Source organism: Flavobacterium sp. BFFFF1 (assembly GCF_002256285.1).
Classification (GTDB): domain Bacteria; phylum Bacteroidota; class Bacteroidia; order Flavobacteriales; family Flavobacteriaceae; genus Flavobacterium.
Genome location: NZ_NKJE01000004.1, coordinates 170,161 through 195,612 on the forward strand (window position 1 = coordinate 170,161; position 25,452 = coordinate 195,612).

At 46.5% G+C, this 25,452-nt stretch carries 18 protein-coding genes; 2 read left to right on the top strand and 16 right to left on the bottom strand.

Annotation, left to right across the window (positions count from 1 at the left end; all coding sequences use genetic code 11):
- Positions 1–26: 26 nt before the first annotated feature.
- Positions 27–4,337 carry a T9SS type A sorting domain-containing protein gene (locus CFE23_RS04050; protein ID WP_291084373.1) on the bottom strand — a complete coding sequence of 1,437 codons (4,311 nt, stop codon included), beginning with the start codon at positions 4,335–4,337 and terminating at the stop codon, positions 27–29.
- A gap of 74 nt (positions 4,338–4,411) precedes the next feature.
- On the bottom strand, positions 4,412–5,824 hold the full coding sequence (locus tag CFE23_RS04055) for an SUMF1/EgtB/PvdO family nonheme iron enzyme (protein WP_291084376.1): 1,413 nt from the start codon (positions 5,822–5,824) through the stop codon (positions 4,412–4,414).
- Positions 5,825–6,166: 342 nt separating this feature from the next.
- Here CFE23_RS04055 and CFE23_RS04060 point away from each other — a divergent pair, with 342 nt between their 5' ends.
- Together CFE23_RS04060 and CFE23_RS04065 are read left to right on the top strand one after the other, a co-directional pair.
- The gene (locus CFE23_RS04060; RefSeq protein WP_291084379.1) at positions 6,167–6,535 is read left to right on the top strand and encodes a VOC family protein; all 369 of its coding nucleotides are present in this window, start codon (positions 6,167–6,169) and stop codon (positions 6,533–6,535) included.
- A gap of 194 nt (positions 6,536–6,729) precedes the next feature.
- Positions 6,730–7,794: an acyltransferase gene (locus tag CFE23_RS04065; RefSeq protein ID WP_291084381.1), complete on the top strand. Its 1,065-nt coding sequence runs from the start codon at positions 6,730–6,732 to the stop codon at positions 7,792–7,794.
- A gap of 48 nt (positions 7,795–7,842) precedes the next feature.
- Here CFE23_RS04065 and CFE23_RS04070 read toward each other — a convergent pair whose 3' ends face one another.
- The 14 genes from CFE23_RS04070 to alaS form a co-directional block, all read right to left on the bottom strand.
- Positions 7,843–8,487 (bottom strand): response regulator transcription factor, encoded by a 645-nt coding sequence (locus CFE23_RS04070; protein ID WP_291084384.1) that lies wholly within the window; start codon positions 8,485–8,487, stop codon positions 7,843–7,845.
- A complete protein-coding gene (locus CFE23_RS04075) occupies positions 8,484–10,430 on the bottom strand; it encodes a sensor histidine kinase (RefSeq protein WP_291084387.1) in 1,947 nt (648 codons plus the stop codon). The genes CFE23_RS04070 and CFE23_RS04075 overlap by 4 nt, the downstream gene beginning before the upstream one ends.
- Positions 10,431–10,490: 60 nt before the next feature.
- The gene (locus CFE23_RS04080; protein ID WP_291084389.1) at positions 10,491–10,775 is read right to left on the bottom strand and encodes a hypothetical protein; all 285 of its coding nucleotides are present in this window, start codon (positions 10,773–10,775) and stop codon (positions 10,491–10,493) included.
- A gap of 130 nt (positions 10,776–10,905) precedes the next feature.
- Positions 10,906–11,430 (bottom strand): DUF6252 family protein, encoded by a 525-nt coding sequence (locus tag CFE23_RS04085; protein WP_291084391.1) that lies wholly within the window; start codon positions 11,428–11,430, stop codon positions 10,906–10,908.
- A gap of 205 nt (positions 11,431–11,635) precedes the next feature.
- A complete protein-coding gene (locus CFE23_RS04090) occupies positions 11,636–12,283 on the bottom strand; it encodes a response regulator transcription factor (protein ID WP_291084394.1) in 648 nt (215 codons plus the stop codon).
- A gap of 11 nt (positions 12,284–12,294) precedes the next feature.
- Positions 12,295–14,235, bottom strand: coding sequence for a sensor histidine kinase (locus CFE23_RS04095; RefSeq protein WP_291084396.1), 1,941 nt, complete (start codon positions 14,233–14,235; stop codon positions 12,295–12,297).
- A complete protein-coding gene (locus tag CFE23_RS04100) occupies positions 14,228–16,258 on the bottom strand; it encodes a tetratricopeptide repeat protein (protein ID WP_291084399.1) in 2,031 nt (676 codons plus the stop codon). Before CFE23_RS04100 ends, CFE23_RS04095 begins: the two co-directional genes overlap by 8 nt.
- Before the next feature lie 53 nt (positions 16,259–16,311).
- Positions 16,312–16,611 (bottom strand): hypothetical protein, encoded by a 300-nt coding sequence (locus CFE23_RS04105; protein ID WP_291084402.1) that lies wholly within the window; start codon positions 16,609–16,611, stop codon positions 16,312–16,314.
- Between the two features lie 129 nt (positions 16,612–16,740).
- Entirely contained in the window at positions 16,741–18,165 is a 1,425-nt protein-coding gene (locus CFE23_RS04110; RefSeq protein WP_291084405.1) for a hypothetical protein, read from the bottom strand.
- Positions 18,166–18,238: 73 nt separating this feature from the next.
- Positions 18,239–20,065: a PQQ-binding-like beta-propeller repeat protein gene (locus tag CFE23_RS04115; RefSeq protein WP_291084408.1), complete on the bottom strand. Its 1,827-nt coding sequence runs from the start codon at positions 20,063–20,065 to the stop codon at positions 18,239–18,241.
- Between the two features lie 18 nt (positions 20,066–20,083).
- Complete coding sequence (locus CFE23_RS04120; RefSeq protein ID WP_291084411.1) at positions 20,084–20,461, bottom strand: hypothetical protein; 378 nt, start codon at positions 20,459–20,461, stop codon at positions 20,084–20,086.
- A 132-nt stretch (positions 20,462–20,593) separates the two neighbouring features.
- Entirely contained in the window at positions 20,594–21,106 is a 513-nt protein-coding gene (locus CFE23_RS04125) for a DUF6252 family protein (RefSeq protein ID WP_291084414.1), read from the bottom strand.
- A 154-nt stretch (positions 21,107–21,260) separates the two neighbouring features.
- Complete coding sequence (locus tag CFE23_RS04130; RefSeq protein ID WP_291084417.1) at positions 21,261–22,217, bottom strand: GSCFA domain-containing protein; 957 nt, start codon at positions 22,215–22,217, stop codon at positions 21,261–21,263.
- Positions 22,218–22,664: 447 nt separating this feature from the next.
- Complete coding sequence (alaS, locus tag CFE23_RS04135; protein WP_291084420.1) at positions 22,665–25,292, bottom strand: alanine--tRNA ligase; 2,628 nt, start codon at positions 25,290–25,292, stop codon at positions 22,665–22,667.
- Positions 25,293–25,452: the final 160 nt, after the last annotated feature.

Here is a 25,452-nt window from a genome sequence, read left to right on the forward strand (position 1 = left end):
TAACAAAACAGGGAACAATTAATAGGTTACCTTTTTATAATCTTGATGGTCCTGAACAGGTTGTCTGCAGAAACTTTTACCAGGTATGTGCCTGCCGCAAGGGCTGACAGGTCCAGTTTGGTTTCTGTGCCGTTCACTTTCCTGCTTATTACAAGCTGTCCAATCATGTTGACTACTTCTACCTGCGAGATATTTTGTTCGTAGGCAATATTAAGGAAATCGGATACCGGATTAGGGTACACTTTCAATTCATACCTTTCAGGCTGGTCGACGGCGAGACATGCACCCGTAGAGACGGTCACTGCAAGCCTTACGTCACTATCACAGGAGCCATCGTTCTGGGATGCGTAGTATGTCGTGCCATCCACCAATAATGCACCATCGGCTACCAGGTTACCGCCGGTTGGGGCGTCATACCAGCTTACGTCAGTCCCGACAGTGATCAATTGACCGACAATCTGCCCGTTGCAGAAGCTCTGGTTGCTGCTGCCTGTTGGCGGCGCCACGATATTCACCGTCGCGGTAACGGGAACGCGGGTTGAATTGCAATCTCCGTTTACGGCTTCGGCATAGAAAGTCGCCGTCGCGCTTAGACTATTGGTCTGGAATAAACTGCCCGATGACAGCAATGTGCCACCCACAGACTGGTCATACCAATTTACGATTCCCGCGCTGGCAACAGCTTCGAGCATTACATCCCCAGTACCACAGCGGGTGGCGGGTGATGTGGAGATGATCGCCGGGATTGCGTTGATCGTCGCAGTAACAGCGGTCCTATTGGAGACACAATTGCCATTATCGACTGCCACATAATATGTTGTGGTAGCAGCCAGTGAAGGCGTCTGGAACGATGTCCCGGTCGCTAATACCGCGCCGCCGCTTGCCACACCATACCAATTGATGGTTCCTGCTCCGGTAGCGCTCAACGTTACGATACCTGAGCCACATCTCTCGCCAGGAATTGTGGTGGTAATGGACGGGATATTATTCACCGTTGCCGTAACTGCTGTCCTTCCTGAGGTACAGGCACCATTCGATGCTTCGACATAATAGGTCGTTGTAGTGCCAATCGAAGGAGTTACAAAGGTGATTCCGGCAGATAGCGCGGTTCCTCCTGTCGGTACATCATACCAGCTCAGCACGCCTGAAGTCGCCGTAGCGCCTAATGTTACAGTACCCGTGCCACAGGTGGCACCTGGTGTTACGGTAGCAATTACAGGAACTGGAGTGACCGTGGCTGTAACGGCTGTCCTCGTAGAAGTACAAGTGCCGTTTTTCGCTTCAACATAGTAAGTTGTTGTTGCAGCAATTGAAGGCGTTATGAACGAAGTACCGGTTGCCAAGGGTGCACCGCCGGTTGGGGCGGCATACCACCTGAGGAAGCCTGCACTTGCCGTGGCATTCAGTGTCAATGTGCCAGATCCACAGCGTGCGTCAGGGGTAACCGAAGTAACGGTTGGCGTTTCATTTACAGATGCCGTGACGGCAGTCCTTGCTGAAGTACACGTTCCATTGGTCACCTCAACATAATAAGTCGTTGAGGCGGCGATAGAGGGTGTTACGAACGTAGGTCCGGTTGCCAGAGCAGTTCCGCCCGAAGCGGCCGCGAACCAATTGATCGTGCCTGAATCCGACGCAGCCTGTAGGCTCATCGTACCCGTATCGCAACGGCTGCCAGGTGTAGTTCCGGTGATCACTGGCGTACCGGTTACCGTTGCAGTCACCAGGGTCCTTGCCGTAGTGCAATTTCCATTTGTGGCTTCTACATAGTAATTCGTCGTGGCATTAATAGAAGGCGTTATGAAAGCGGTTCCCGAACCCAGGACTGATCCTCCTGTGGGTACGTTATACCAATTCAGCGTGCCCTCATTCGCAGTAGCACCTAAAGTGACCGTTCCTGAATCACAACGGCTTCCCGGCATCGTCGCAATAATCATTGGAATCGTATTTATTGTAGCCAATACAGCGACCCTCGCGGATGTACAGCTTCCATTAACTGCCTCAGCATAGAAATTTGTGCTGCAGCTGAGGAAAGGCGTAGTGAAGGAAGTGCCAGTCCCTAAGACCGTTCCGCCGGTGGACACGCTATACCAATTGATAATCCCTGAGGTTGCACTAGCATTTAATGCCACCGATCCTGACCCACAGCGGTTGCCTGGCGTAGTTGTACCTATCATTGGCGTTGCATTCACCGTAGCGGTTACTGCAGTTCTTGGCGATACGCAGCTTCCGCTGGTCGCTTGAACGTAGTAGGTCGTTGTCGCATTTAGTGAAGGTGTAACGAAGCTATTGCCTGCTCCCAGAGAGCTTCCGCCGCTTGCAACGTCGAACCAGTTTAACGTACCTGCACTCGCGGTAGCGCTTAGCGTCACACTACCCGCATCACAACGGCTCGCTGGAACCGTGGCATTTATCGTAGGCATGATGCTGATCGTTGCAGTAACCGGTGTCCTGGCAGAAGCACAGCTTCCGTTTGACGCCTCTACATAGTATACTGTTGTAGCGCCGATGTTTGGCGTAGCAAAGCCGGTTCCGGAACCTAAAAGCGTTCCGCCCACCGCAGCACTGTACCAATTTAAAGTTCCCGCGCTGGCTGTTGCACCAAGGGTTACACTACCTGCTCCACATCGGCCTGCCGGTGTAGTAGCGGTAACTGAGGGCGTCGCTGTCACCGTTGCGATGACAGGGACACGGGTTGATACGCAGCTTCCATTGGCAGTTTCCACATAAAAGGTGGTGGTCGCTGTAAGAGAAGGTGTGATAAAATTTGTTCCATTTCCTAGAGCAGTTCCGCCTGTGGCTGCATCAAACCAACTGATGGTTCCCGCGCTGGCGGTGGCACTCAGCGTGACCGTACCGGCCTCACACCTGCCAGCAGGGGTTGTATTGGTGATTGCAGGCGAAGGACTTGCGGATGCTAAAACGGCGGTCCTTGCGGAAGTACAGTTGCCATTAGTAGCGTCGACGTAGAAATTCGTATTGCTGCTGATCGAAGGTGTAACAAATGTGGTTCCTGTACCCAAAACTGATCCGCCGCTGGCGACGTTATACCAATTTAAAGTTCCTGAGCTTGCTGTGGCGCCCAGGGTTACACTTCCGGTGTCACAGCGGCTTCCAGGTGTGGTGGAGACAACAGCAGGTGTTGCGTTTATCGTAGCCAAAACAGCTGTCCTGGCAGAGACACACGAGCCATTGGCAGCCTGCACATAATACGTGGTATCACTGCTAATGGAAGGTGTTGCAAACGATGTCCCTGTACCTAATGCAGTTCCTCCACTGGCATTTGCAAACCAGCTTAAAGTACCTGCGCTTGCGGTGGCATTCAGGGTGACCGAACCAGTTCCACAGCGCGAGCCTGGTGTGGTTGTAGCTACGGTCGGCGTTACGTTTATGGTCGCGGTAACAGGAGTCCGTGCCGAAACACAGCTTCCGCTTGCGGCCTCTACGTAGAAGGTCGTTGTGCTGTTGATTATTCCCGTTGGGAAGAATGGGCCTGAGCCTAAAATGGCGCCGCCAGTTGGGACGTTATACCATCTTAGCACTCCCGCGCTGGCCGTAGCCTGTAGTTGCACTACTCCAGCATCACAGCGTGCTCCAGGCGTAGTCGAAGCCACTGTGGGCACACCGGTAACGGTAATGTAGCCAGCGACGGTCTTGGTATCGCTTCCGTTGTAGTTGGTCGCTGTCAGTGTTACGGCATAAGTTCCCGGTGTACTGTAAATGACCGAAGGATTTTGCACAGTTGATGTGGCCGGAGTTCCCCCTGCAAATGTCCAGCTCCATACAAATGGAACATTCGTAGACGTGTCAGTGAAATCTATCGAACCGCCCACACAGGTAGCCAGTGTTGAAGCGGTAAAATCTGCGACAGGTGGTGTTACAGGGCAGCTGCCTATGGCTTCCATGGCAAAACTATCGTCCATGCCACCGAAATAAGCGTAAAACTGATTTGGTGTACCACAGGAAATGGCCAACAGGTCATCTACGTGGGCGCTGTCCTGGTCTCCGCCCATATAGGCGAAAAATGATGGCGGTATCCCACAGGAAACGGCGCTGAGCTCTTCCACTCCCGCACTATCATTGTCCCCGCCCATATAGGCGAAGAATGATGGCGGAGGTGCGCTACAGCTTGTATTCATCAATACATCGACAGTTACATTATCGTCAGTACTTCCGAAATAGGCATAAAAATGCGCGGGTACCGGACAGGAAGTCATCCCCAATTGGTCGGTGGCTGCAGCTGCAGCGTCCCCGCCATGGTACTGGGAATACGATGATGTGCCTGACAACATAAAAGTCACGAATACAATTATGTAATAGTTAATTGTTTTCATCATCTAATTTGAATTTAAAATTGTTTGTCATTTTTAACGAGATATCCCTCGATGGGATATCGGCTCAAACTAAATGATTACCTCACGCCTCTTCCTCCGTAGCTTGGGTATCTTGTCGCGTCGGCAACAGTTACGGTATTCCTGTCAGATGTACGCACCCTCGCTGCTACATTAATATAATCGCCGCCACGGAAACCAGATCCTGCGGCAGTCGTTACTGAAGGCCAGGTTGCCTGGTTGGCATCGCCATTCGGTGCGATTGTGCCATCACCATTTGTCCCGTTAAAAGAGACGCCTGCTGCACTCGTATTGACTACGCGTTCCCACAAGTTTCCTCCCATTTCCATAGCACCGTAAAAGGCCGCACCAGATGAAGCCCTACCGGAAGTACCCGAAGCAAAAGCGCCCACACGAACCGGTCCGAACGAACCACTACCGCTGCCAACACCGTACACACAAGTGCCGTTTGCCACCGGAGTAAAGGTTTCATTGGACATATAATCGTTGATCAGTCCACCCAGGGTGCTGTACACCTGATTGATGTCTGTTGTTCCCCATGGATACTCCCCAGCAACACGTGGCATCGAGCCCCTGCACACTTTTTCGAACTCCAGTTCGGTCATAGGCCTTAGTGCAGCCCAATCGAGATATGCTGCAAGATCTCCCCAGCTAAGATTGTTCGCAGCGATACTCTGCCCGTCATCGCTGTTGTTTTCTACACCGTTCGAGGCGTCGCAAGCATATACGGCAGGAATTGCCCCGTTACTTCCGGGAGTAGAGATTACGATTCCATTTCGGTAGGCAAAACTTCCGAACATCACGTAGGTGCCGGCAGCGCTTATTGGATCACTGTAAGTATGTGCTTTTTGCTGGTCATAGGTAAGGGAATTCAGGTATTCTACGTACTGTAGCTGCGAAATTTCATTTTTCATACAGTAGAAGGAGTTGTATCCGGTAGGGAATGTATTTGGAATCGTTGATGAGCCGCCGCCGATTGCTGCTGCTGAAATTCCTGCGGATTGTGAGGTCGCCGTAACGTTGATGTTGTTGAAGGTAGAAACACTGGTAGCATCGCCCAATTCAAAATTACCCTGAGGGACATTCACCATTTCAATTCCAAACACTTTATAGTTATAAGTACCTGCAGGAATGGCCATTTTCAAGGTGACCTGTGTTGGAGCGACAGTGCCTCCGCCAATAGAACTTCTACGGATAAATACACCTTTACCATCAGTCACGGGATCCACCTGCAGTGGCGCTGAAGTCGTATGATCTGACCCCACCGTGCTTAGGCCTGCATGGGCCCAAATACGCGTATTGCAATCCTGGTATTTAATAAACACCCAAACGGCATCCCAATTGGCTGGAGCAACATTCGCATTCCAGCTATTTTCCCAACTGATGGTAAATGTGATGTTGGATCCGGTGACTGATGTCCCGGTAATCTGTACATTATTTGCGCGGGAAATTCCGAACACAAACAGGAGCATAACGCTCAGTGCTAATTTTGAAAATAAAGTTTTGGTTTGGATGTGGTTGCGGAAATACGTAGTAATTCGTATATTGGTTACAAAGTCCAAAGTCCAAAGTCCAAAGTCACAAAGTCACAAAGTAACTGGGTAACGAAGCGACGAAGCGACGGAATGATAGTCCATCGGTTATTAATTGGTTTCGACAGGAAGTACTGGTGGACGTTAATGACAAACGAGCCGCCGCACTCTTGCAGCGTAACATATATCGTGGTTGAAAACAGTTTTCGCGTGAAGAATATCGAATCCTAATTTTTCATAACTTCGCGTGACAACAACAAAAAATAACCTCAACCTCCGCGCATGGAACATCATATCAAATCACTACGTCCATTTATTGGGGCGAAAGACTTTGCATTATCAAGGCAATTTTATACCGAATTGGGTTTTGAAGAGGTATCACTCGGCCCGAATATGTCGGTTTTTAAATCAGGTGACTTTGCTTTCTATCTTCAGGACTACTACATAAAAGACTGGATTGACAACAGCATGATTTTTCTCGAAGTGGATGATACGGAACGTTATTGGAACATGCTTTCGGCTTTGAATTTACCTTCAAAATATGATGGCGTTAAGCTGATTCCAATACGCAACGAACACTGGGGAAGGGAATGTTTCCTGCACGACCCTTCAGGAATCTTGTGGCATTTTGGGGAATTTTATTCTTTGTAATCGCTTAACTTAAGCCTACACCCGTCTCTTTTTACAACAAAACCTTCATCACCTCAGAAAGAATAGGATTTTTAGTGTGTTTTTATATGAACATAGTATATTTGAAATTCCCTTTCGTCAGGCAATCTGTAGAAATAAAACTATATTTTTCGGATTCGCTTCAGTAACCAAAAAAAATTGAGCGGCATAAAAACATGAGGATTGAACAACTAACTTTTTTTCGATTTCTAGCCGCTATCTGGGTAGTAATTTTTCACTTTGGCCGTGACGTATTCCCTTTTAATCTTCCTTATTTCAATAACTTTTTTAAACAAGGTGACATCGGGGTGAGTTTTTTCTTTTTCCTTTCAGGGTTTGTAATGATAATTGCGTACCAATATAAAAACAAGGTCTCGTTTGTAGATTATATGCGAAACAGATTTGCCAGGATCTACCCTGTTTTTTTGCTGGCTGCAATGTTAATCCTGCTCAATAAAATCATTCAGCAGGAAGGCCATATGAATTTAAAGGGGCTATTACTGAATTTAAGCATGCTCCAGGCGTGGATTCCCGGATATCAGCTGACTTATAATATCGCTTCCTGGACATTATCTGTTGAATTATTTTTCTACCTGATTTTCCCTTTTCTTTTCAACCGTTTCTATACAAAGCGCGCCGCTGGATTAAGTCAGGTCTTCATAGCAATTGCTGCAGTCTGGGTGATAACCCAATTGGTACTGATTCTATTTAAACCCGGGCTGTTATTAAATTTAAAAGGATTGCCTCATCTATACGATACCCTGCGTTTCTTTCCTTTAATGCACCTGAACCAATTCCTGGTCGGCAACATGGTTGGGTTATTGTTTATCAGGAGACACGCCAGCAATGGAAGAAACTATGACCTCCCCATAATATTGATACTGACACTAACATTTATTGCAGTCCAATTGAATAAGGACATTAATCTATTCGGCGGCCTAGTATTAATTTTCTTTGCGCCTTTGGTATATCTTATCGCCGCCAACAATGGAATCATAACTAAAATCGTGCGCGGCAGACTGCCGGTGTTCCTTGGCGAAATCAGTTACGGAATTTACATACTGCAATTTCCGTTATATTACTTCACTAAATACTGGCTGTTTTATATGGACGTTAAAAATAACACAGTAATCTTTTTTGCCACCTTGTTCATTTTAATCGTTTTTTCATCTGCGAGCTATGTGCTGTTTGAAAAGCCGGTCAGGGATTTTTTAAAGAAAAAAAAGTTAAAGGCTCATTAGTCGTGGCTTTAATTGTTTAACCTCTGTTTAAATTAAAGAACAAAACGCCTAAATAAGCTTGTTGTTTTTTGCCTTCTCGACCGCTTCGAGCTTATTATGCACCTGCAGTTTGGTGTAAATATTTTCGATATGCTTTCTAACGGTGCTCGGCGATAAAATCAGGTTGTCGGCAATATTGTTGTAATTGAGGCCTTTGCTCAGTTGCTCCAGTACTTCGATTTCGCGTTGGGAAAGTTTTATTTCGTCGGCATTCTCTTTTTCAAAATGGTTAGGGTCTCGAAGCAATTTCAAGGTTTTAAATGCAATGGACGGATGCATCGCCGCGCCACCATTCATGGTTTCAATAATGCCCTGGTAAAGGTCTCTGGGATTGATTTCTTTCAGCAGGTAGCCATCGGCGCCCGCTTTAATAGCATTGAAAATGTTCTCATCGTTGTCAAAAACCGTCAGCATGATGATGCGGATGTGTGGATATTTTGATTTGATAATATTGGTGGCCTCGATACCGTTCATTTCCGGCATCTCGATATCCATCAGGATCAGGTCGATGTTCCGATTGTTTTGGAGCTTATCCAACAAATCCCGTCCATCACAGGCGGTACACCGAACCGCGAAGTCTTCAAAAAAAGACAATTTCTCCTGGACCGTCCGGATCAGGAATGAATTGTCGTCGGCTATCGCTATCTTAATCATCTCTTCGTATTTAAAAGTGCTTTTTGAATATTGATACTAACTGTAGTTCCGGAACCCGGCGCCGAGTTAATATCAAAGACGCCTCCTATGCTCCGGATGCGTTTCTTCATATTGTGCAACCCGTTGCCGTTAAGGACAGTATCCTGATTAAACCCAAGCCCGTCGTCAATCGCTTCAATGCGAATTTCGTCCCCCTTGTCATAAATATGAACTCCTATCCGGATCGCGTTGGCATATTTTACAGCGTTGTTTACAGCTTCCTGTATGGTCCTGTAAATATTCATTCCGGCGACAGACGAAAAGCTTAAATCGCTTAAGCCTTCATCGATATCAAAGCCAAATGCTATGCTTTCTTTCGCAGTCTTTGCCTTTTCTATAAAGTTCATGATGCGCATTCGCAAATCCTCGAAACTGATTGCCTCACTGTTCATTGCCCAAATGGTGTCCCGCAGTTCTATAATGGTAGACTGTGTGAAATCGCTGATGTTATCAAGCTTTCCGTTAAGTTTTGAATCTTTTAGGTCAAAGGCATATTTTAAATTATCGACCGAAGAGATGATGAATGTCAGCTGTGCACCAATATTGTCGTGCAAATCACGAGAAATGCTCAGCCGCTGTTCCTGCAATTTGTTTTGCGTTTCGATTTTAGCAATCGCAGTTTCGAGACGGAATTCCTGTTCCTGCTGTTTGTTCCTCAGTTTCTGCTGCCGGTAAATCATCAAAGCGGCCACGATGGTGGTGAGCACCAAAAAACCGAGAATGAGCAGCCAAAGGTTTCGCTGCCTCGCCTCAATTTCCTTTTTAAGCAGCAATTTCTCTTTTTTCTCTGTTTGGTATTTGGCATCAAGTTCAAAGATCGCTTTCGTTTTTTCCTTGACAAACAGGCTGTCTTTGCCCATCGCGTAGAGGTTTGAAAATTTATATGCCTTTTCAAAATTTCCCAGCTTAGCATACGCTTTGGAGAGGTTCTCGTTTGCTGCATTAATTAGCAATTCCGCGTCCGACTTCATCGCGTTGGCTTTTGCTTTTTCTGATACCGCAATACTCTCATTGTATTTTTTCTGTTTGATTAGGCAAAGTGCATAACCGTTTCCGCCGTTTGCTGCCTCGTACCAATTTTCGAATTTGATATGCTGCGCGATGGATTGATGGTAATATTTTTCTGCTGAGGCGAATTGATGAAGGCTGTCATAAACCACCGCGATGTTGACTAATGGATAGGGGATATACCGGTCATAACCCAGTTTACGATAGCCTTTTGTAGCCATCTCGGAATACTTCAGCGACTCCTTATATTGCTTAAAATTAATCAGGATTGAACCCAGATTCCCGGAGGAAACCGTGATCCCGAATGCATCCTTCGCCTTCGAATAATACGCATAAGCCTTCCTGTAATAGGCGAGGGCCTTCGGATAGTCAAGGTGCGTTTTGTAAACAATCCCGATGTTGGTGTAGGTCATTCCCTGTTTCGCGATATCATTCTTTTTGTCGTAGTAGTATAACGCCTTGAAATAATTGTTCAGCGCTTCTTCGAAGTCGCCTTTTGTATCATATACGATGCCAATATTATTGTAAGTGTCAGCGATTCCCAGAGAATCCTTGATGGCGACCCTAACCTTTAAGGCTTTTCTGTGGTAACTGAGTGCCGAATCGAGTACCAGCTTGTATTGAAATGTATTTGCAATGGTGTTGTAAGCGAGCGCCAGACAGGAATCACTCTTAATACCCTTCGCGGCAAGTAGTGCCTGTTTTCCGTAGGATAATGATTTCTCAAGATCGCTGCTGCTGTATTCATCTGAAAGGTAACACAACGTCTTAAATTTCTTAGCCCCATGCTGTGTCCTGACAAGTGCTTTCAGGCTGTCGATTTTTGAATTGGGGTTTACCTGTCCGACCATCCATGAGGCTGTAAGGAGCAGCAGCATGGTTGTAAGTTGCCTCATCGTAACTGTTTTGGTTTTCCTATAAAAGTAGTTAAAAAACTGTTAAAATATACAAAACACTTATTCAAGCAAATTGTTTTCGGATAGTTTTTCGAGCAATTGGTATTGGAGCGACAAAATTTCGGCTCCGATATGGGCTCCTGACACACTTAACGTTTCCCGCAGTTCATCAGCCATTTCAATTCTGCTTTGCTGTTCATTCTGGCTTTTCAACAAGGTTACAATAATTGACTCATAGGCCGCCGTTTGAAGCCGATGGGTCCTTTTGGCTTTGTAGGAATTGATAATTAAAATTCCGATGAACAGGATGTTCAATATTAATAATGCAATTAGGAAAGGGGTCATAAGCACATAAAGAAATAAAAAATGTCCCTTCCAAACCGGTGTAGGTTTCCGCCTGGAAAGGACAAAATCACACAAAACAAGTACGTTAGGCAGTTACCGCCATGAAATGCAGCATTTTGCCAGCTATATTTTAGTTGAATTCAAGATTAAAAGCACCGTTCGTAATTTCTTTGGTGTCGTTAGCATTGTTTTGATTGGTTCCGGTGAAACGGAATGTTCCCACAATTTTAGTATCTGTAAGTTCCGAAATTGTGATGGATCCTTTTACCGCACCGCCTTCCGTAGGGGCTACATACGTTGGCGAACCCTGTGGATTTTGCATATCAAGATCTACATAAGTCCCAACGATTGCAATTAAGTTGTCACCGCCAATGTCATAAGTTCCGGCTGCTGAAACGCCGTTTAAGATGAGGCTGATGGTCTTGCCGGAAGCATTTGCGCCAAGTAAAGTGATGGTCGTCGTTCCGCCTGCGCTCACGCGTTCTGCCTGCGTGGCCGCCGCTATTGAAGTGAAGCCTGATCCGGCAATACTCGCCGTAATCGTTCCTGCTGATGCTGTTGCACCTCCGCCCCCGTCGCTGTCGCTGCTGCAGGAAAACGCAATGAACATTACTGTAAAAAGGGCGATTTTCGAGATCATTTTTAGTGTTTTCATGATAGTAGATTTTTTTGTTAGTTATACTCCAAAATTGCAATTATCATGAAAGCCATTCAATAAGGCATTTGCCGTATTTTGAAAGAGTTAAAAAGTTCGGAAGATCGGAAGATCGGAAGTACGAAACGTAAAAACTACTCGGTAGTGAATACTCAATCCTTCTTCTTACGAACTTCAAATCATACGAACTCCCCATCTTCCGATCTTAAATAAGGTTATTGTTTTTTGCTTTTTGAATCGCCTCAAGCTTGTTGTGTACCTGCAGTTTCGCATAGATGTTTTCGACGTGCTTGCGCACCGTCCCCAAAGACAAGATCAGGTTGTCTGCAATATTATTGTATTTCAGGCCTTTGCTCAGCTGTTCCAGGACTTCGATTTCCCTTGTGGTAAGCCTGATGTCCTCGTCGTTTCCTTTGGTATCAAACGCCATCGGGTTGCGGAACAATTTCAAAGTCTTCAACGCGATGGACGGCGTCATTGTTGCACCGCCGTTAAGCGTCTCAACGATACCCTGATTTAAGTCATTGGGAGCGACATCTTTTAAGAGATAGCCATCGGCGCCGGCTTTGATGGATTTAAAAATATTCTCGTCATTGTCAAAAATCGTCAGCATGATAATTTTGATATGCGGGTATTTATTTTTCACGATTTCAGTCGCTTCAATCCCGTTCATTTTGGGCATTTCAATATCCATCAATATCAGGTCGATATTGTGATTTTTCTCGAGCTTTTCCAATAACTCAATCCCGTTGACAGCGGTATAACGGCACGAAAGGTCTTCAAAAAAGGACAGCTTCTCAGCGATGGCTTTCTGTAGGAAAATATTATCGTCTACAATTACAATTTTGACCATGGTGTTTGTTTTTAAGTGTTTTGGTTTTTTAGTGAAATGCTGATCCTCGTTCCTTCCGAAATCTGGGTTTTAATCTCGAAAATACCGTCGACATCCTCGATTCGTTTGCGCATGTTGTGCAGTCCGTTTCCGTGGCTGATGGTTTCAGGATCAAATCCCAGCCCGTTATCGGTTACCGTGATATGTATCCTGCTGTCTTCTGCGGAAGCGTCAATGGTTATATTCTCCGCGTCAGCATATTTGATCGCGTTATTAACTGCCTCCTGAATCGTACGGTAAATGTTCATGCCCTCGATGGAGGTGAGCGTTATCGCTGACAGTCTTTCGTCGATGTCGAATGAAAAATGGATGTCTTCTTTAGCGATTTTTGCCTTTTCAATAAAATTCAGGATCCGGACCTTCAAGTCCTCGAATGTAATCCCGGTATTGTTCATGGCCCAAATCGTATCCCGCAATTCCACAATCGTCGATTTCGTGAATTCACTAATGCTTCTCAACTTGTCGCTAAGGCGTATATTCTGGATGTCGAACCCCTGCTTGATATTGTCCACCGAAGAAATGATAAATGTGAGCTGTGCGCCAATATTGTCATGCAGGTCCCTCGAAATGCTGAGCCGCTGTTCCTGCAATTTGTTTTGGGTTTCGATTTGGGCAATCGCCGTTTTGAGCCTGAACTCCTGTTCCTGCTGTCGGTTTTTAAGTTTCTGCTGCCGGTAAATCAATACCGATACCAGAACGATGAAAAATCCCAGTACAGACATCCCAATCAACAGGATGTTTTTGCGCCGCGTTTCTGCCTGCTGCTCGAGGATTATTTTTTCCTTTTTAGCGGTTTGGTATTTTGTTTCGAGCTCCGCGGTCTGTTTCAGCATATTCAACCGCGTCAGGTGTCCATCGAGTTTTTTATAGATGTCCTGATAATAGCTCACACTGTCTGGCTGTTGGAGATAGGCGTAGGTTGGAATGAGCAACTCGATGGTGTAAAACAGGCTTTCATCTTTTTGTTCTTTGAGAAATTTTTCCTTGATTTCGTTCAATAACTTCAATGCCTCCTGGTACTTCCCGGTTTTGACGTAATTCCTTGCAATACTGATTTTAAGGTTGTCCTGGTCGGCGTCGGAGTTCACGCTTTTCTGTACTGCCGCTGATTTCTCATACAGGGCTTGTGCTTCCTTTACATTTTTTTGGCGCGCCTTCACCAGTCCCAGGTTCTGGTAAACGATCGCAATGGCTTTTTCGTTACCGGCAAGCTTGCAATTTTTAAGGCTTTTATCGAAATTGATTTTGGCTTTTACAGTATCGTTGAGCTCCATATAAGTCGTGCCGAGATTGATGTAAAACTCACAAAGCCGGTCGGTTAGCTTGTTCTTTTCTGCATAATTGATGGATTCCTTAAGATACGCTTCCGCTTTGCGGTAGTCCCTGAGTTTAACCAGCAATAGCCCGATATTGCTTTTCGCAACGACTTTGTTTTTTTCATCGCCGGTTTTCTCGAAGTAGTTGAGCGCTTCCAAGAACGTTTTCATCGACTTCTGGTATTCGTGTTTGTCGCGGTAGATGTTCCCCAGGTTGTTGTTGATCTTCGCAACACCGGCAACGTCATCTTTCGCTTTTCTTATGGCATAAGCGTGCAGGTAGTTTTGCTCGGAATTGTCAAGATCACCTTTGCTGTAATACACAGCGCCAATGTCGCTATACACCTGAGCCAACAGGGTCGAATCGGCTAACTTAATCGCCGCATTTTCAGCTTTCTTTCCATACGACAATGCTGAATCTACAGAAACGTTGGCATAGTACCAAGTCAGGTCAGAATATATCGATGCCGTTTTCCTTGCGCTCGGGCTGTTTTTCAAGCCGGCCTTCAGCTTTTCAATGGCTACTTTCGTATTTTGGCCATTAGCGGTTCCGAAAAGCGCCATAAAAATGAAAAAAGCAATTTCTTTCCTAAGCATGATCAATATTGTTTTGTAGTGAAACCGTTACTGTAGTGCCTTCATTCAATTCCGATTTGATATCGAACTTTGCCCCAATTTCTTTCATCCTTTTTTTCATATTGCCAAGTCCATTTCCCGCATTGCTTTCCGCCATATCGAATCCGATCCCGTTGTCTCTGATCTCAATAATGGTCGTATTGCGCTCTGATTTCGCTTCAATTACAATTTTAGAAGCGTGCGCATATTTCATGGCGTTGTTTACGGCTTCCTGAATGGTTCTGTACAGGTTTATTCCTTGAAGCGAGGAGAAGCTCAGGTGTTTGAGGCTTTCATCGAGGTGGAAACGGTAATCAATATTGGACTGGGCAGATTTGGCTTTTTCAAGGAAATTGAAAATTCGCGAACGCAGTTCCTCAAATGAAATTTCGCTGTGGTTCATCGCCCAGATCGTATCGCGAAGTTCCACGATCGTTGATTTCGTAAAATCGCTGATGCTGTCCAGTTTCTCGTTCAGTTTCGTGTTCTGGAGATTGAATCCAAATTTCACGTTGTCGACTGAGGAGATGATGAAGGTGAGCTGTGCGCCAATATTATCATGCAAATCCCGTGAAATGCTCAACCGTTGTTCCTGAAGTTTGTTTTGGGTTTCAATCAGCGAAATGGCTTCCCTGAGCTGGTATTCCTTTTGCTGCTGCCCCACTTTTAATTTTTGCTGGCGGTAAATCAGGTAAGACAATACCATCAGGAAAAAGGCCAGCGCCGCAAGCATGATGATCGTCGTCGTCTTCTTTTTGGATTCTGTCGATTTCTTTAGCAGCGCAACCTTACTTTCCGCGAGTTGCTTTTCCTTGATTGCCGTTTCATATTTTACCTGTGCATCCTTAAAGAATTGCTGCTTTTCCCTACCCAGAATGCTGTCCTTGTAAGCGACGTATAATTTATGATGGTGGATTGCTTTCTTATAATCCCCGGTGGTTTCGTACGCCTGTGACAGTTCGTTATAGATTTCAGCAATGTCATCCTTACGGTCAATTTGTGTGGCTTCGCCTAAAAGTTCGTTGAGCAGGCGAATTGCCTTTGCCGATTGCCCTTCAAGGAGGTAAATTCTGGCCAGGTTTGTATTGACGGGATACTTTTCGTACGTGTTTTTCTTATACTCTTTTGCCAACAGTAATGCCTCTCCAATGAGCTTTTTTGCTTCGGTAATCTGATTTTTCGCCATAGCCAAAGTGATCTTTGACTTCAGCAATTCAAATCTAAAACCACCGAGATGCTCGGCGTCAGCGAGCTGCAATCCTGCTGAGATATACTTTTCCGCTTCGGTATTTTTTCCAGATTCCACAAGCAACGAAGACAACAGCGCATACGCCGTAAGCAGCCCCTCAGGATTGTCCTGCTTCGCACTCAGGGCGAGATGCAGGGCCTTGCGCACCACACCTTCTGCCTTTGTATTGTCACCGATTGTCCGGTAGAGTTCTGAAACGTTATTGAAGAGCGACACTTTAATGTACCGGTACTTTGTGGTGTCTACATATTTCGCTGCATCGAGCAGGTTCTTAATCGCGAGGTCGTACCTCCCCTTCACCTGATAAATATTGGCAATATTATTCTTTGATATGGCAACGCCAATACCGTCCTGCTGCGACTCAAAAACAGCATCTGCCATCCGGAAATATTTCATCGACTGATCCAGGTCCTCTTTGTTGAAACAGGCTTCTGCATACTGGCTGTAGGCGCACGCGAGCTGTTCGTAGACTTTATGATCCTTACAATATTTCTCAGCTTTCCTAAACGCAACATATGACCCTGCGTAATCCCTTTGGAAATTCTTTTCTTCAATTAGTTTGACGAGATACGTGGCGACGTGGTATTTATCCTTCCGCTTTTGCGCCTGCCTGATTCCGTTAAGGATATGCTGGTGTGCCCTTTCAGGGTACTTGACATGGTCGCGCTCATACCATTGCATCACGCTATCCGGATCAGTAGTTTGTGCTGAAACCAAGGTCTGCATGAACAAAAGAAGCAGTACTATTTTTTTCATAATCCGGTATTCGTTCCTTAAAATTAAAGAATCGATTTTAAAGTCAGCATGTTCTACCTGTCAGATTCATCTTTGAGCAGGTCATTTTTCGAGAGCAGGTCAAAAAGCTCATAGTTCAACCCGAAGATGTCTTCGTTGAGCACAATTTTGGTCTTTTTCAGATTTTCACTCATTTCATCAGACAATTTCAGTTGTCCGGACTGAAGCATCTGCTTGCGGGTAATCTGGACGATGATTTCTTCTAGCGCGGCAATTTTTTTTCGAAACAGTTTCTTTTCGCGATGGAAGTCAATTCCGAGGTAAATAATCGCCGCAAATAGGGACAGAATAATGGCAATCAGTACAAAGAGCATAAGCAGGAAATTTAATAAGTGTGTATCTTTGGTTTTGGCTGCCGCTGTTGTAAAGTATGCAGCATATCATTACAAATTTCACGCTTTGTCCCGCAGTGTGAAATACGCTTTTTTACGTATTTTACGTGCTTACACTTTCATGAGCTGTGATTTTGGCAACCGCACATGATAGATGAATGTTTTGCCGTCCACAGTTCTTATGAAAAATAACTCTTCGTTTTTCTCGTCGTACCAGGGCGATCCATCAAAACTTCCGCTGTTGATTTTACTTCCCAGATTTACCGGCTCAGACCAGTTTTTCCAACTGTCATCGAGGCGGTAAGAAACGTAAATATCATAGTCTCCGTAACCACTGAAGCCATTGCTGGAGAACAACATTGTTTTATTGTCCGAGAGCAGCCTGGGCATACTTTCCTCGCCGGCACTGTTGATTACCTTGCCCATATTCTGCAGAAATCCATACGAGCCGTCTTCTTTCCGATTGGAGAAATAAAGATCGGCGCCTCCCTGCGTCATGTCTGTTTCAATTCCCATGACAATGGTTTTCGCATCAGCGGTAATGCTCGCTTCGGAAGTGTCGTCATAGTTGTTGTAAGCCGCCACTTTCAATACACCCGACGGCTCAAAAGCTTCTCCATTGCGGTGGTAAAACATATAGCCGGTTTCTCCTGTTCCGCGATTATAGCTTTTACCGCCTTTTAACGCCCAGTCACCGCGGGCAGCATAAAGATAATTGAGCTGGTCATCATCATTCAGCGCATTCATCTCCATCGTGGGTTCAGACCATTTTCCATTTTCTTTTACGCAGGAATAAACGACTTCTTTTGCATTCGTGAATTCGGTGAAGTACATTTTGTTCCCCTCATCGGTAACCAATGGATTCGCCGGCAACAGCGTTCCTAAATTCAGGCTTTCGGCCGGGTGTAGGTTTTCGAATGCCGGTGTCGTATTGATCGTTGCCACGATAGGCACTCCTGCATCTGAAATACCGATGGCGTCCACCTGTTTTTGCCCCGGAACCAGCGCAAAATTGAATTCGATGCGTACCGCGACCACGTTATTGACAGGCTGTTCCAAAATGGCATTCTCGACGCCCGGATTTACATCCACGTCCGGTGCAGTTTGGATTCTCCTGCGCTTCCTGTTATAGTAATACCGGCGATCCGCCTGGAATGTTGCCGCATACACATCCGTTTTCCAATTGATGTTGCGCGTCCAGACGGTCTTGTATTTTCCGGATCCGTCATCCACGGCAATACGGGTGACGCAGCCGGCATTCATGTTTTCAAATACGGCGACCTGCCTGACTGTCTGCGGTTTTTCAAAACCCACTTCAACCGTCTCACTGCCGTCCAAAGCCTTTTTGGGCATCCAGGCGTTGGCACTCGGACCCGCCTGAGGAAACGCATCCGGTTTGCCCAGGATACGCTTAATCCCATTCTGTTTTCCGCCGAGATCCGAGGAGAATTTGATCAGCTTGCTGGCCCACTGCACCTGCTGGGCATGGGCATTCCATGCAAGGATCAAGCTTATTATTAGTAGTTTACTTTTCATATTGATTGCCTTTAAAAAAAGGGCTGACAAATAAATTCATCAGCCCCCACCATAAAAAACATAACCCAAAAAACTAATTGTTGACTTTAATTTTTTCCACTTTTTTACCTTTAAAAGCGAAAATAAATTCTCCGTCGGTCGTTATGTCAATACCGTCACCATAGGCCGGGCTTCCCCCTTTTCCTTTTGACTGCACCGATCCTTTGGTTTCACCGTTCGCCATGTCAATACCATAAATGATGTTTTTGCTGTTGCGTTGGTCACGAAGGAAATAATTGTCTCCAATGTGGTAGAAGTAATCCACACCCTTAATTTTCTCAGAAGCATACGCACGGCTTCCGTCTTTTTTGTTGTACGACGCCAATCCTTTCTCTGACAGGACGATCACCTTATCCCCGAAGTCAATCACGTCAGTGGCTTTTCCTACTTTGGCATCGTTGTGTTTCACATCGAAAAGCTGGTTCCCAGACTTCACATCGTAGCCGTAAAACTCATCGCCATCGCCTACAAACAACGTGTTTTTATCTTCGCTCAGGATCAGGTCAGTGATCCGCTTGTCAAAACGTTCTGATCGCCATGCGGTCTTTCCGGTGTTGTTGTCAATGGCAAGGACGCTGTTCTTTTGGTTTTTGTAATCCCAGAAGATATAAGGTACCCAGGATTTGTAGGTGCCGCCGCCAAAACCACCCATTGCCAATCCGGCTGAGAGCCCGCTAGATACTTCTTCGTACCGCAATTCCTGTACCTGGAATTTTCCGCCCACCTGCACCATCAGCTTGTCACCGGCCAGGTAAATATGTGGCATACAAAATGCCCCGGTTATTTTCTCTGATGCCCAAAGCAGCTTCCCACTTTCAAGATCGTGTTTTTCAATGTATTTCGTCTTATCGCGATTCCCAAGGATAACCAGATACACCGCATTGTCCGTAAACAATGGCTCTGCAATCAGATGGTAATACATGGTTTTCTTTTTACTGCCAAACAATCCGCCGCCATTAGATCCACCCATATCATCGTCGTAAATGGCGCTCCAAAGTTGTTGCCCGTTGCTGTAATCGTAAACGGTAAGCCCGTTCAGGTGCAAATACAGTTTCCCGCCTTTGATCCACATGTCGACGATGGGTTTGCGTGTTACCAATTCTTTCTCGATAATACCGGTAAACGTAGCATCCCACAGTACTTCACCATTTGAGGCATTCAGGCGTACCATTTGGTTTTTATAGCCCGCAAACAAGGCTCCGAGCGCCGTCGGCTTGAAGTTAATCATGACGATCTCGTTCTTTTCGGCATTGTAAATGTATTTCCCGACACCGCCTTTGAAACGGTTGGTTTCCCAGATCTTTTCACCCGTATCCGCCTTGATCAGGATCACCGAATTGCGCTGTGAAATCAGGAAGGCATCGAGTTCAAATATATACTTTACCGTGTCCAGTTCCCCCTGGTCGCCATCGGCACCGCCTTTGGGGATAAGGTTCTGATACTGTTCTGAATTCCACAATTCCTTACCGGTCGGGATGTCGATTACGGCAACCCTGTCTGTACCCAATTTCCTTTCGTCAAACAGGAACAGGTAACCGCCCTTGTCTGTCCATACGGTGTATTGGAATTCACATTTGTTGGTTTTGTTGGTGGTGATTTTCTTGTAATCACCGCTCCAGATTACTTTGCCTTCGGAATTCAATACGGTTGCCGAGTTGTCATCGGTACCAATAATGTATTTTCCCGAACCGTCTGTCAATGCGAGCCTTGTGGCCTTGTTGTCAAACTCGCCTTCCCAGACCGTTGTAAAATCGCCGGTCTTTTTTCCGGCTTTACTGCCGCCTCCCAGTAGCTTTCCAAACTGGGCGCTTGCTGTGCCGGCCACTACCAGCGATAGCACTATAAAAGTTAATTTTTTCATGGTTATTGATGTTTTTGGTTATTCAAATATGGCGTTGTAGCGTACTTTATAACGCTGCTGTTTCTGGAGTTTAAAGAAGAACTTGTGGTCAAGGATATAATCTGACATCCAGTTGATGAAATCGATATTTTTGATGTCACTGTCTACTTTAAAGAAAGTGGATACTTTTCCGTTTTGTACGACGCCCACATCAAATACCATCGTTCCTTTCACATCGGCAAACTTCTTTGCCTTGACTTTCAGGAACTCTTTCGAGGTGAACAAAGTATTGATTTCGTTGGTGACGGCTTCCTGAACCTGTTCCTCATCCGTCAATGTCTGTTTTTTCTGGGCATTAGCTCCGGTGGCAAATACCAACACCAGCAAAAAGCTCCAGATTATTTTTTTTGTTTTCATCGTAGTTGTTTTTATGGGTGATTGCTTTTACGAAACTCCGATTATTTGGGTACGGGTGCAATACGACATATGTCGTATTTTTCACATAAAAAAAGGCGCCTGTATGATCAGGCGCCTTACTGAAGACTGTTGTTAGTTTGCGAAAGTCCCTCTGAATTTTCCATTGGTCACTGCCTTTTGTCCGGTACAGTCGTCTGTTTTTCCGGTAAAGCTGAAAGTACCTTCGATTTTCGTATCGCTGATCGAAGTTACCGTGACTGTTCCCGTAGCACCCGTACAATCTGCATCGCTGGCGTAGGCCATTTGCGAAGACGTAGCGCTGTAAACCAGCGTCAGGTCGTTGCTTGGACCTGCAGGATAAGTACCCGTGGCAGTGATGTTGTGCAGCACAATCTCCATAGCATCCGTAGTAGAGGATACGCCCGTAATGGTGATAAAAGTGTCTGAACCGCTGACAATTCTCGAGGCGCTCGCAGAACTCTGTCCCTGCACTTCAAAAGTCTCAAAAGCTGTCCCATCTACGCTCGCGTTGATGTACGTGGCTGCATTGCTGCCGCTTCCGCCGTCGCTGTCACTGCTGCACGAAGAAAGTGCAATTGCTAATGCTGCCATGGCTGTGAATCCGAATTTTTTCATTGTTTTCATGATGTAAAAGATTTGTGATTATTTATTTGACAAATCTGCGACAATCGGAAAACGGATTCAATACGTAGAAATTCGTATTTTGTTTAAGATCGGGAGTTGGGAGATCGGGAAATCGGAAGTTCAAAAGCCTGTAGGTCCATTTCCTGGACATCAATCAAAATCGGATGTGAGGAAACTCGGATTTGAGCTGCGTGATTTCGTTTTGCAGCTGCGCAACGAAAGCCTGATGCTGGGCGGTTTCAGGATTGAAAGGCCGGTGTGCCAATCCTTTCTGGATGCGGTCGACTTTGTCCATAACCGCATACGCTTTTTGGTCCACATAGGCCGTCTTAAACCGTTCCCAGATGTAGTCGACCGCGGTCTGGCTCGGGTGCAGCATGTCTTCCGCATAGAAACGGTAATCCCGCAATTCGTCCATCATGATTTCATAGGACGGAAAGTATGACGCCGATTCCTTGTCGGTTAAGCCGTTCAGAACCGTGTGGACCGCGGCAATCAAATGGGATTTGCTCCATTGGTTTTCGGGAAAGCCGTCCTTGATGTGCCGGACAGGTGATACCGTCAGGATGATGTGGCAATCGGGATTCAGAAACCGCGCGCCGGCGATGATTTCCTGCAGGCTTTCCGCAATCGCATCCACCGAAAGCAATTCCTTCCGAAACGATTTTGCGGGCAGCTTATGGCAGTTGGCCACCGCTTCGTTTGTGTCACTATGCCTGTAAATCCAGGAAGTCCCCAGCGTCACAATCAGGTGCGACGCGCCGGACAATGCCTGCCTCAATTGCTGTGCCGCATCGTTGAGATTGTCGAGTAACTGCGCCTTGTTGCTGTTGCTTAGTGCGGAATGGGCATCGAAACAGTGCCAAACGTCATGGTGCATAAACACATCCGAGGCTGTAAACTGTTTCCCAGTCACTGCAAAGCTGATGATCTTCGCCAATGCCAACGGCTGGAAGATGATGCCAAACGGGTTCACGGTATTCGAGAACTTATAATAGCCGAATTGATCCGCCATATTTTCTGCAAAACACGACCCCAAAGACACGACTGCTGAATGGTAACCGATTTTATGACTACTTTCCGGAATGGTAATTTGGGTGGTGAACTGCATAGGATCGAGCGTATATAAATAGTTAAAATCTTCGTTGCTACTTTAATGAATACCACACCAGGTCGGTCTAAAGCCCCACCGATCGCGTTGCCACACGCCACAAATGGGGTATCTAACCACACCAACGAGGTACTGAGCCACACTTACGGGGTTCCGAACGCCACTGATGGGGTTACCCAACGTAGTAAACAGGGTTCCGAACGCCACAAGTGGGGTACTGAGGCCCACGCACGGGGTTCCGAACGCCACTGATGGGGTTCCCCAACGTAGTAAACGGGGTTCCGAACGCCACACACGGGGTTCCGAACGTCACTGATGGCGTTACCCAACGTAGTACACGGGGTTACAGACGCCACGCATGGGGTATGTCACGCCACGCACTTAGCCTTTGACGCCGCAAACGGGGCTGCCGGTACCATCAATATTTCGAAGAACACCGATAGGGTATTATTTTATAAAATCGGCGGCTTTTTCCAACGCTTCCGCGATGCCCAACACATCTTTCCCGCCGGCTGTGGCAAAAAATGGCTGTCCGCCGCCGCCGCCTTCGATATATTTTCCGAGTTCGCGCACTACTTTTCCTGCGTTCAGGTCTTTGGACGCAACGAGTTCTTTGGAGATGTAGCAGGTCAGCATCGGTTTGCCTTCATCGGCGGTGGCCAACACCAGGAAGATGTTGCTTCCGGTCGCGCCGATTTCGTATGCCAGGTCTTTCGCGCCGGATGCATCCAGATCGACCTGAGCCGCCAAAAACTGCACCCCGTTGATCTCTTCGAGCTGCGACACAAAACTACCTTTCATATTCTTGATCTTGTCCTTCATCAGGAACTCGACCTGGCGCGCCAATCTGGCGTTTTCGTCCTGTAACGAGAGTACTGCTTTTAGGGAATCCTGCGGGTTTTTCAATGCGGCTTTGATATCGTCCAATGCTTTCTCCTGTGCTGCAAAAAACCGTTGTACCGCTTCGCCCGTAATGGCTTCGATACGGCGGATTCCTGCGGCTACGGCACTTTCACTGATGATCTTGAAGTACCAGATATCGGCAGTGTTCTGCACGTGGATACCGCCACAAAGTTCGATACTGTCCCCAAAGCGGATGGCACGTACATGGTCACCGTATTTCTCCCCGAACAAGGCCATGGCACCTTCCGCCACGGCATCGTTAAAGGCCATGTTTCTTTTTTCTACCAAAGGCAAATGCTCCTGGATGCGCGCGTTGACGAAGTTTTCGACTTCCCTAAGCTGCTCGTCGGTCACTTTTGAGAAGTGTGAAAAGTCAAAACGAAGGTAATCGGGGCTCACCAACGAACCTTTTTGCTCCACGTGTGTACCTAAAATGGTGCGCAGTGCCTGGTGCATCAAGTGCGTGGCCGAATGGTTTCCGGCGGTTTCAGCGCGGAGTTCGCGGTTTACTTTGGCGATAAACGTCGCGTTGACGTTCTCGGGCAACGTACGTGTAAAATGCAGGATCAGGTTGTTTTCTTTTTTGGTATCGATGATGTCGATGCTTTCATTTGCTGTCGACAAGGTCCCTTTGTCGCCTACCTGCCCTCCTCCTTCCGGATAAAATGGCGTGTGGTCGAGCACGAGCTGGTACAATTGGCCGTCTTTCTTCGAGTCGACCTTGCGGTATCGGGTAATTTTGACTTCGTTGACCAGCAAATCATAACCTACAAATGTTTCGGTATTGCCTTCGGTCAGGATGGTCCAGTCGTCGGTAGACACTTCGGAAGCGGCGCGGGAACGGGTTTTCTGTTCGAACATCGCCTTGTCAAAATCGGCTTCGTTGTACGCCATGCCTTTTTCTTTCAGGATCAGCGCGGTTAAATCTTTTGGAAAACCGAATGTATCGTATAATTCGAACGCCTTGTTTCCGGAAACTTCGCTGCCTTCAGTGCCTTTAACGACATTGTCAAGCAGTTGCAATCCCTGATCGAGTGTCCTTAGGAACGAATTCTCTTCCTCTTTAATCACGTTCATCACGAGGGATTTCTGAGAAACAATCTCTGGGAATGACGCTCCCATCTGGCTGGCCAGTGTTTCGACCAATTGGTATATGAACGCTTCCTTGGTTTCCAAAAACGTGAAGCCATAACGGATGGCACGGCGCAGAATCCTGCGAATGACATAGCCGGCACCCGTATTCGATGGCAGTTGCCCATCAGCTATGGCAAAGGCCACGGCACGCACGTGGTCCGCAATGACACGGATCGCGATATTGGTTTTTCCTTCGGCGTCGTTGGCCGCTTTCATCGTATATTTTTTTCCGGTCACGCTTTCGATTTTCTGGATCAGCGGCGTGAATACGTCGGTATCGTAGTTGGATTGTACCCCTTGTAACACCATGCAAAGACGCTCGAAGCCCATTCCGGTATCGACGTGCTGTGCAGGCAGTTTTTCAAGCGAACCGTCGGCTTTGCGGTTGAATTCCATGAACACGTTGTTCCAGATTTCAACGACATGCGGGTGGTCGGCATTGACGAGTTCCTTTCCGGGTTTCAGCGCTTTCTCTTCGGCAGAACGGATGTCGACGTGGATCTCAGAGCAGGGTCCGCACGGTCCCTGATCCCCCATTTCCCAAAAGTTGTCTTTTTTGTTTCCGAGCAGGATGCGGTCTTCAGAGACCAGCGTCTTCCAGATGTCCCAGGCTTCCTGGTCGAAAGGCACGTTTTCCTCTTTGCTGCCTTCAAAAACGGTAACGTAGAGGATGTCTTTATCGATTTTATAGACTTCGGTCAGCAGTTCCCAGGCCCAGTGAATCGCCTCTTTCTTAAAGTAGTCCCCAAAGCTCCAGTTGCCGAGCATTTCGAACATCGTATGGTGGTAGGTATCGATACCGACTTCCTCAAGGTCATTGTGCTTTCCGGACACGCGCAGGCATTTCTGGGTATCGGCGATGCGTTTGCTTTTCGGGACGGCATTGCCGAGGAAGTATTCTTTGAATTGTGCCATACCGGAGTTGTTGAACATCAGGGTGGGATCGTCTTTTAAGACGATGGGCGCCGATGGTACAATGAGGTGGCCTTTACTTTGAAAAAAATCGAGAAACTGTTGTCTTACTTCCTGTGATTTCATGGGTTTAATGAGATAATGAGATAATGAGATAATGAGATAATTGTGTATCGATATAGATTGGCGCAGGGAGAAATAATCAAGCCTAATGCGTCCCCGCAAGCATTTTCTAATTGTCTAATTATCCTATAATCTAATTATCTTTTCGTAATATTGTTATCCT

What these genes read in the sequence shown, in the direction of transcription:
- CFE23_RS04115 (WP_291084408.1), bottom strand. Translation starts at nt 20,065, where the DNA reads ATGAAAAAATTAACTTTTATAGTGCTATCGCTGGTAGTGGCCGGCACA.
- CFE23_RS04095 (WP_291084396.1), bottom strand. Translation starts at nt 14,235, where the DNA reads ATGCTTAGGAAAGAAATTGCTTTTTTCATTTTTATGGCGCTTTTCGGA.
- CFE23_RS04105 (WP_291084402.1), bottom strand. Translation starts at nt 16,611, where the DNA reads ATGCTCTTTGTACTGATTGCCATTATTCTGTCCCTATTTGCGGCGATT.
- CFE23_RS04070 (WP_291084384.1), bottom strand. Translation starts at nt 8,487, where the DNA reads ATGATTAAGATAGCGATAGCCGACGACAATTCATTCCTGATCCGGACG.
- CFE23_RS04085 (WP_291084391.1), bottom strand. Translation starts at nt 11,430, where the DNA reads ATGAAAACACTAAAAATGATCTCGAAAATCGCCCTTTTTACAGTAATG.
- CFE23_RS04050 (WP_291084373.1), bottom strand. Translation starts at nt 4,337, where the DNA reads ATGATGAAAACAATTAACTATTACATAATTGTATTCGTGACTTTTATG.
- CFE23_RS04110 (WP_291084405.1), bottom strand. Translation starts at nt 18,165, where the DNA reads ATGAAAAGTAAACTACTAATAATAAGCTTGATCCTTGCATGGAATGCC.
- CFE23_RS04060 (WP_291084379.1), top strand. Translation starts at nt 6,167, where the DNA reads ATGGAACATCATATCAAATCACTACGTCCATTTATTGGGGCGAAAGAC.
- CFE23_RS04090 (WP_291084394.1), bottom strand. Translation starts at nt 12,283, where the DNA reads ATGGTCAAAATTGTAATTGTAGACGATAATATTTTCCTACAGAAAGCC.
- alaS (WP_291084420.1), bottom strand. Translation starts at nt 25,292, where the DNA reads ATGAAATCACAGGAAGTAAGACAACAGTTTCTCGATTTTTTTCAAAGT.
- CFE23_RS04055 (WP_291084376.1), bottom strand. Translation starts at nt 5,824, where the DNA reads ATGCTCCTGTTTGTGTTCGGAATTTCCCGCGCAAATAATGTACAGATT.
- CFE23_RS04065 (WP_291084381.1), top strand. Translation starts at nt 6,730, where the DNA reads ATGAGGATTGAACAACTAACTTTTTTTCGATTTCTAGCCGCTATCTGG.
- CFE23_RS04100 (WP_291084399.1), bottom strand. Translation starts at nt 16,258, where the DNA reads ATGAAAAAAATAGTACTGCTTCTTTTGTTCATGCAGACCTTGGTTTCA.
- CFE23_RS04080 (WP_291084389.1), bottom strand. Translation starts at nt 10,775, where the DNA reads ATGACCCCTTTCCTAATTGCATTATTAATATTGAACATCCTGTTCATC.
- CFE23_RS04075 (WP_291084387.1), bottom strand. Translation starts at nt 10,430, where the DNA reads ATGAGGCAACTTACAACCATGCTGCTGCTCCTTACAGCCTCATGGATG.
- CFE23_RS04120 (WP_291084411.1), bottom strand. Translation starts at nt 20,461, where the DNA reads ATGAAAACAAAAAAAATAATCTGGAGCTTTTTGCTGGTGTTGGTATTT.
- CFE23_RS04130 (WP_291084417.1), bottom strand. Translation starts at nt 22,217, where the DNA reads ATGCAGTTCACCACCCAAATTACCATTCCGGAAAGTAGTCATAAAATC.
- CFE23_RS04125 (WP_291084414.1), bottom strand. Translation starts at nt 21,106, where the DNA reads ATGAAAACAATGAAAAAATTCGGATTCACAGCCATGGCAGCATTAGCA.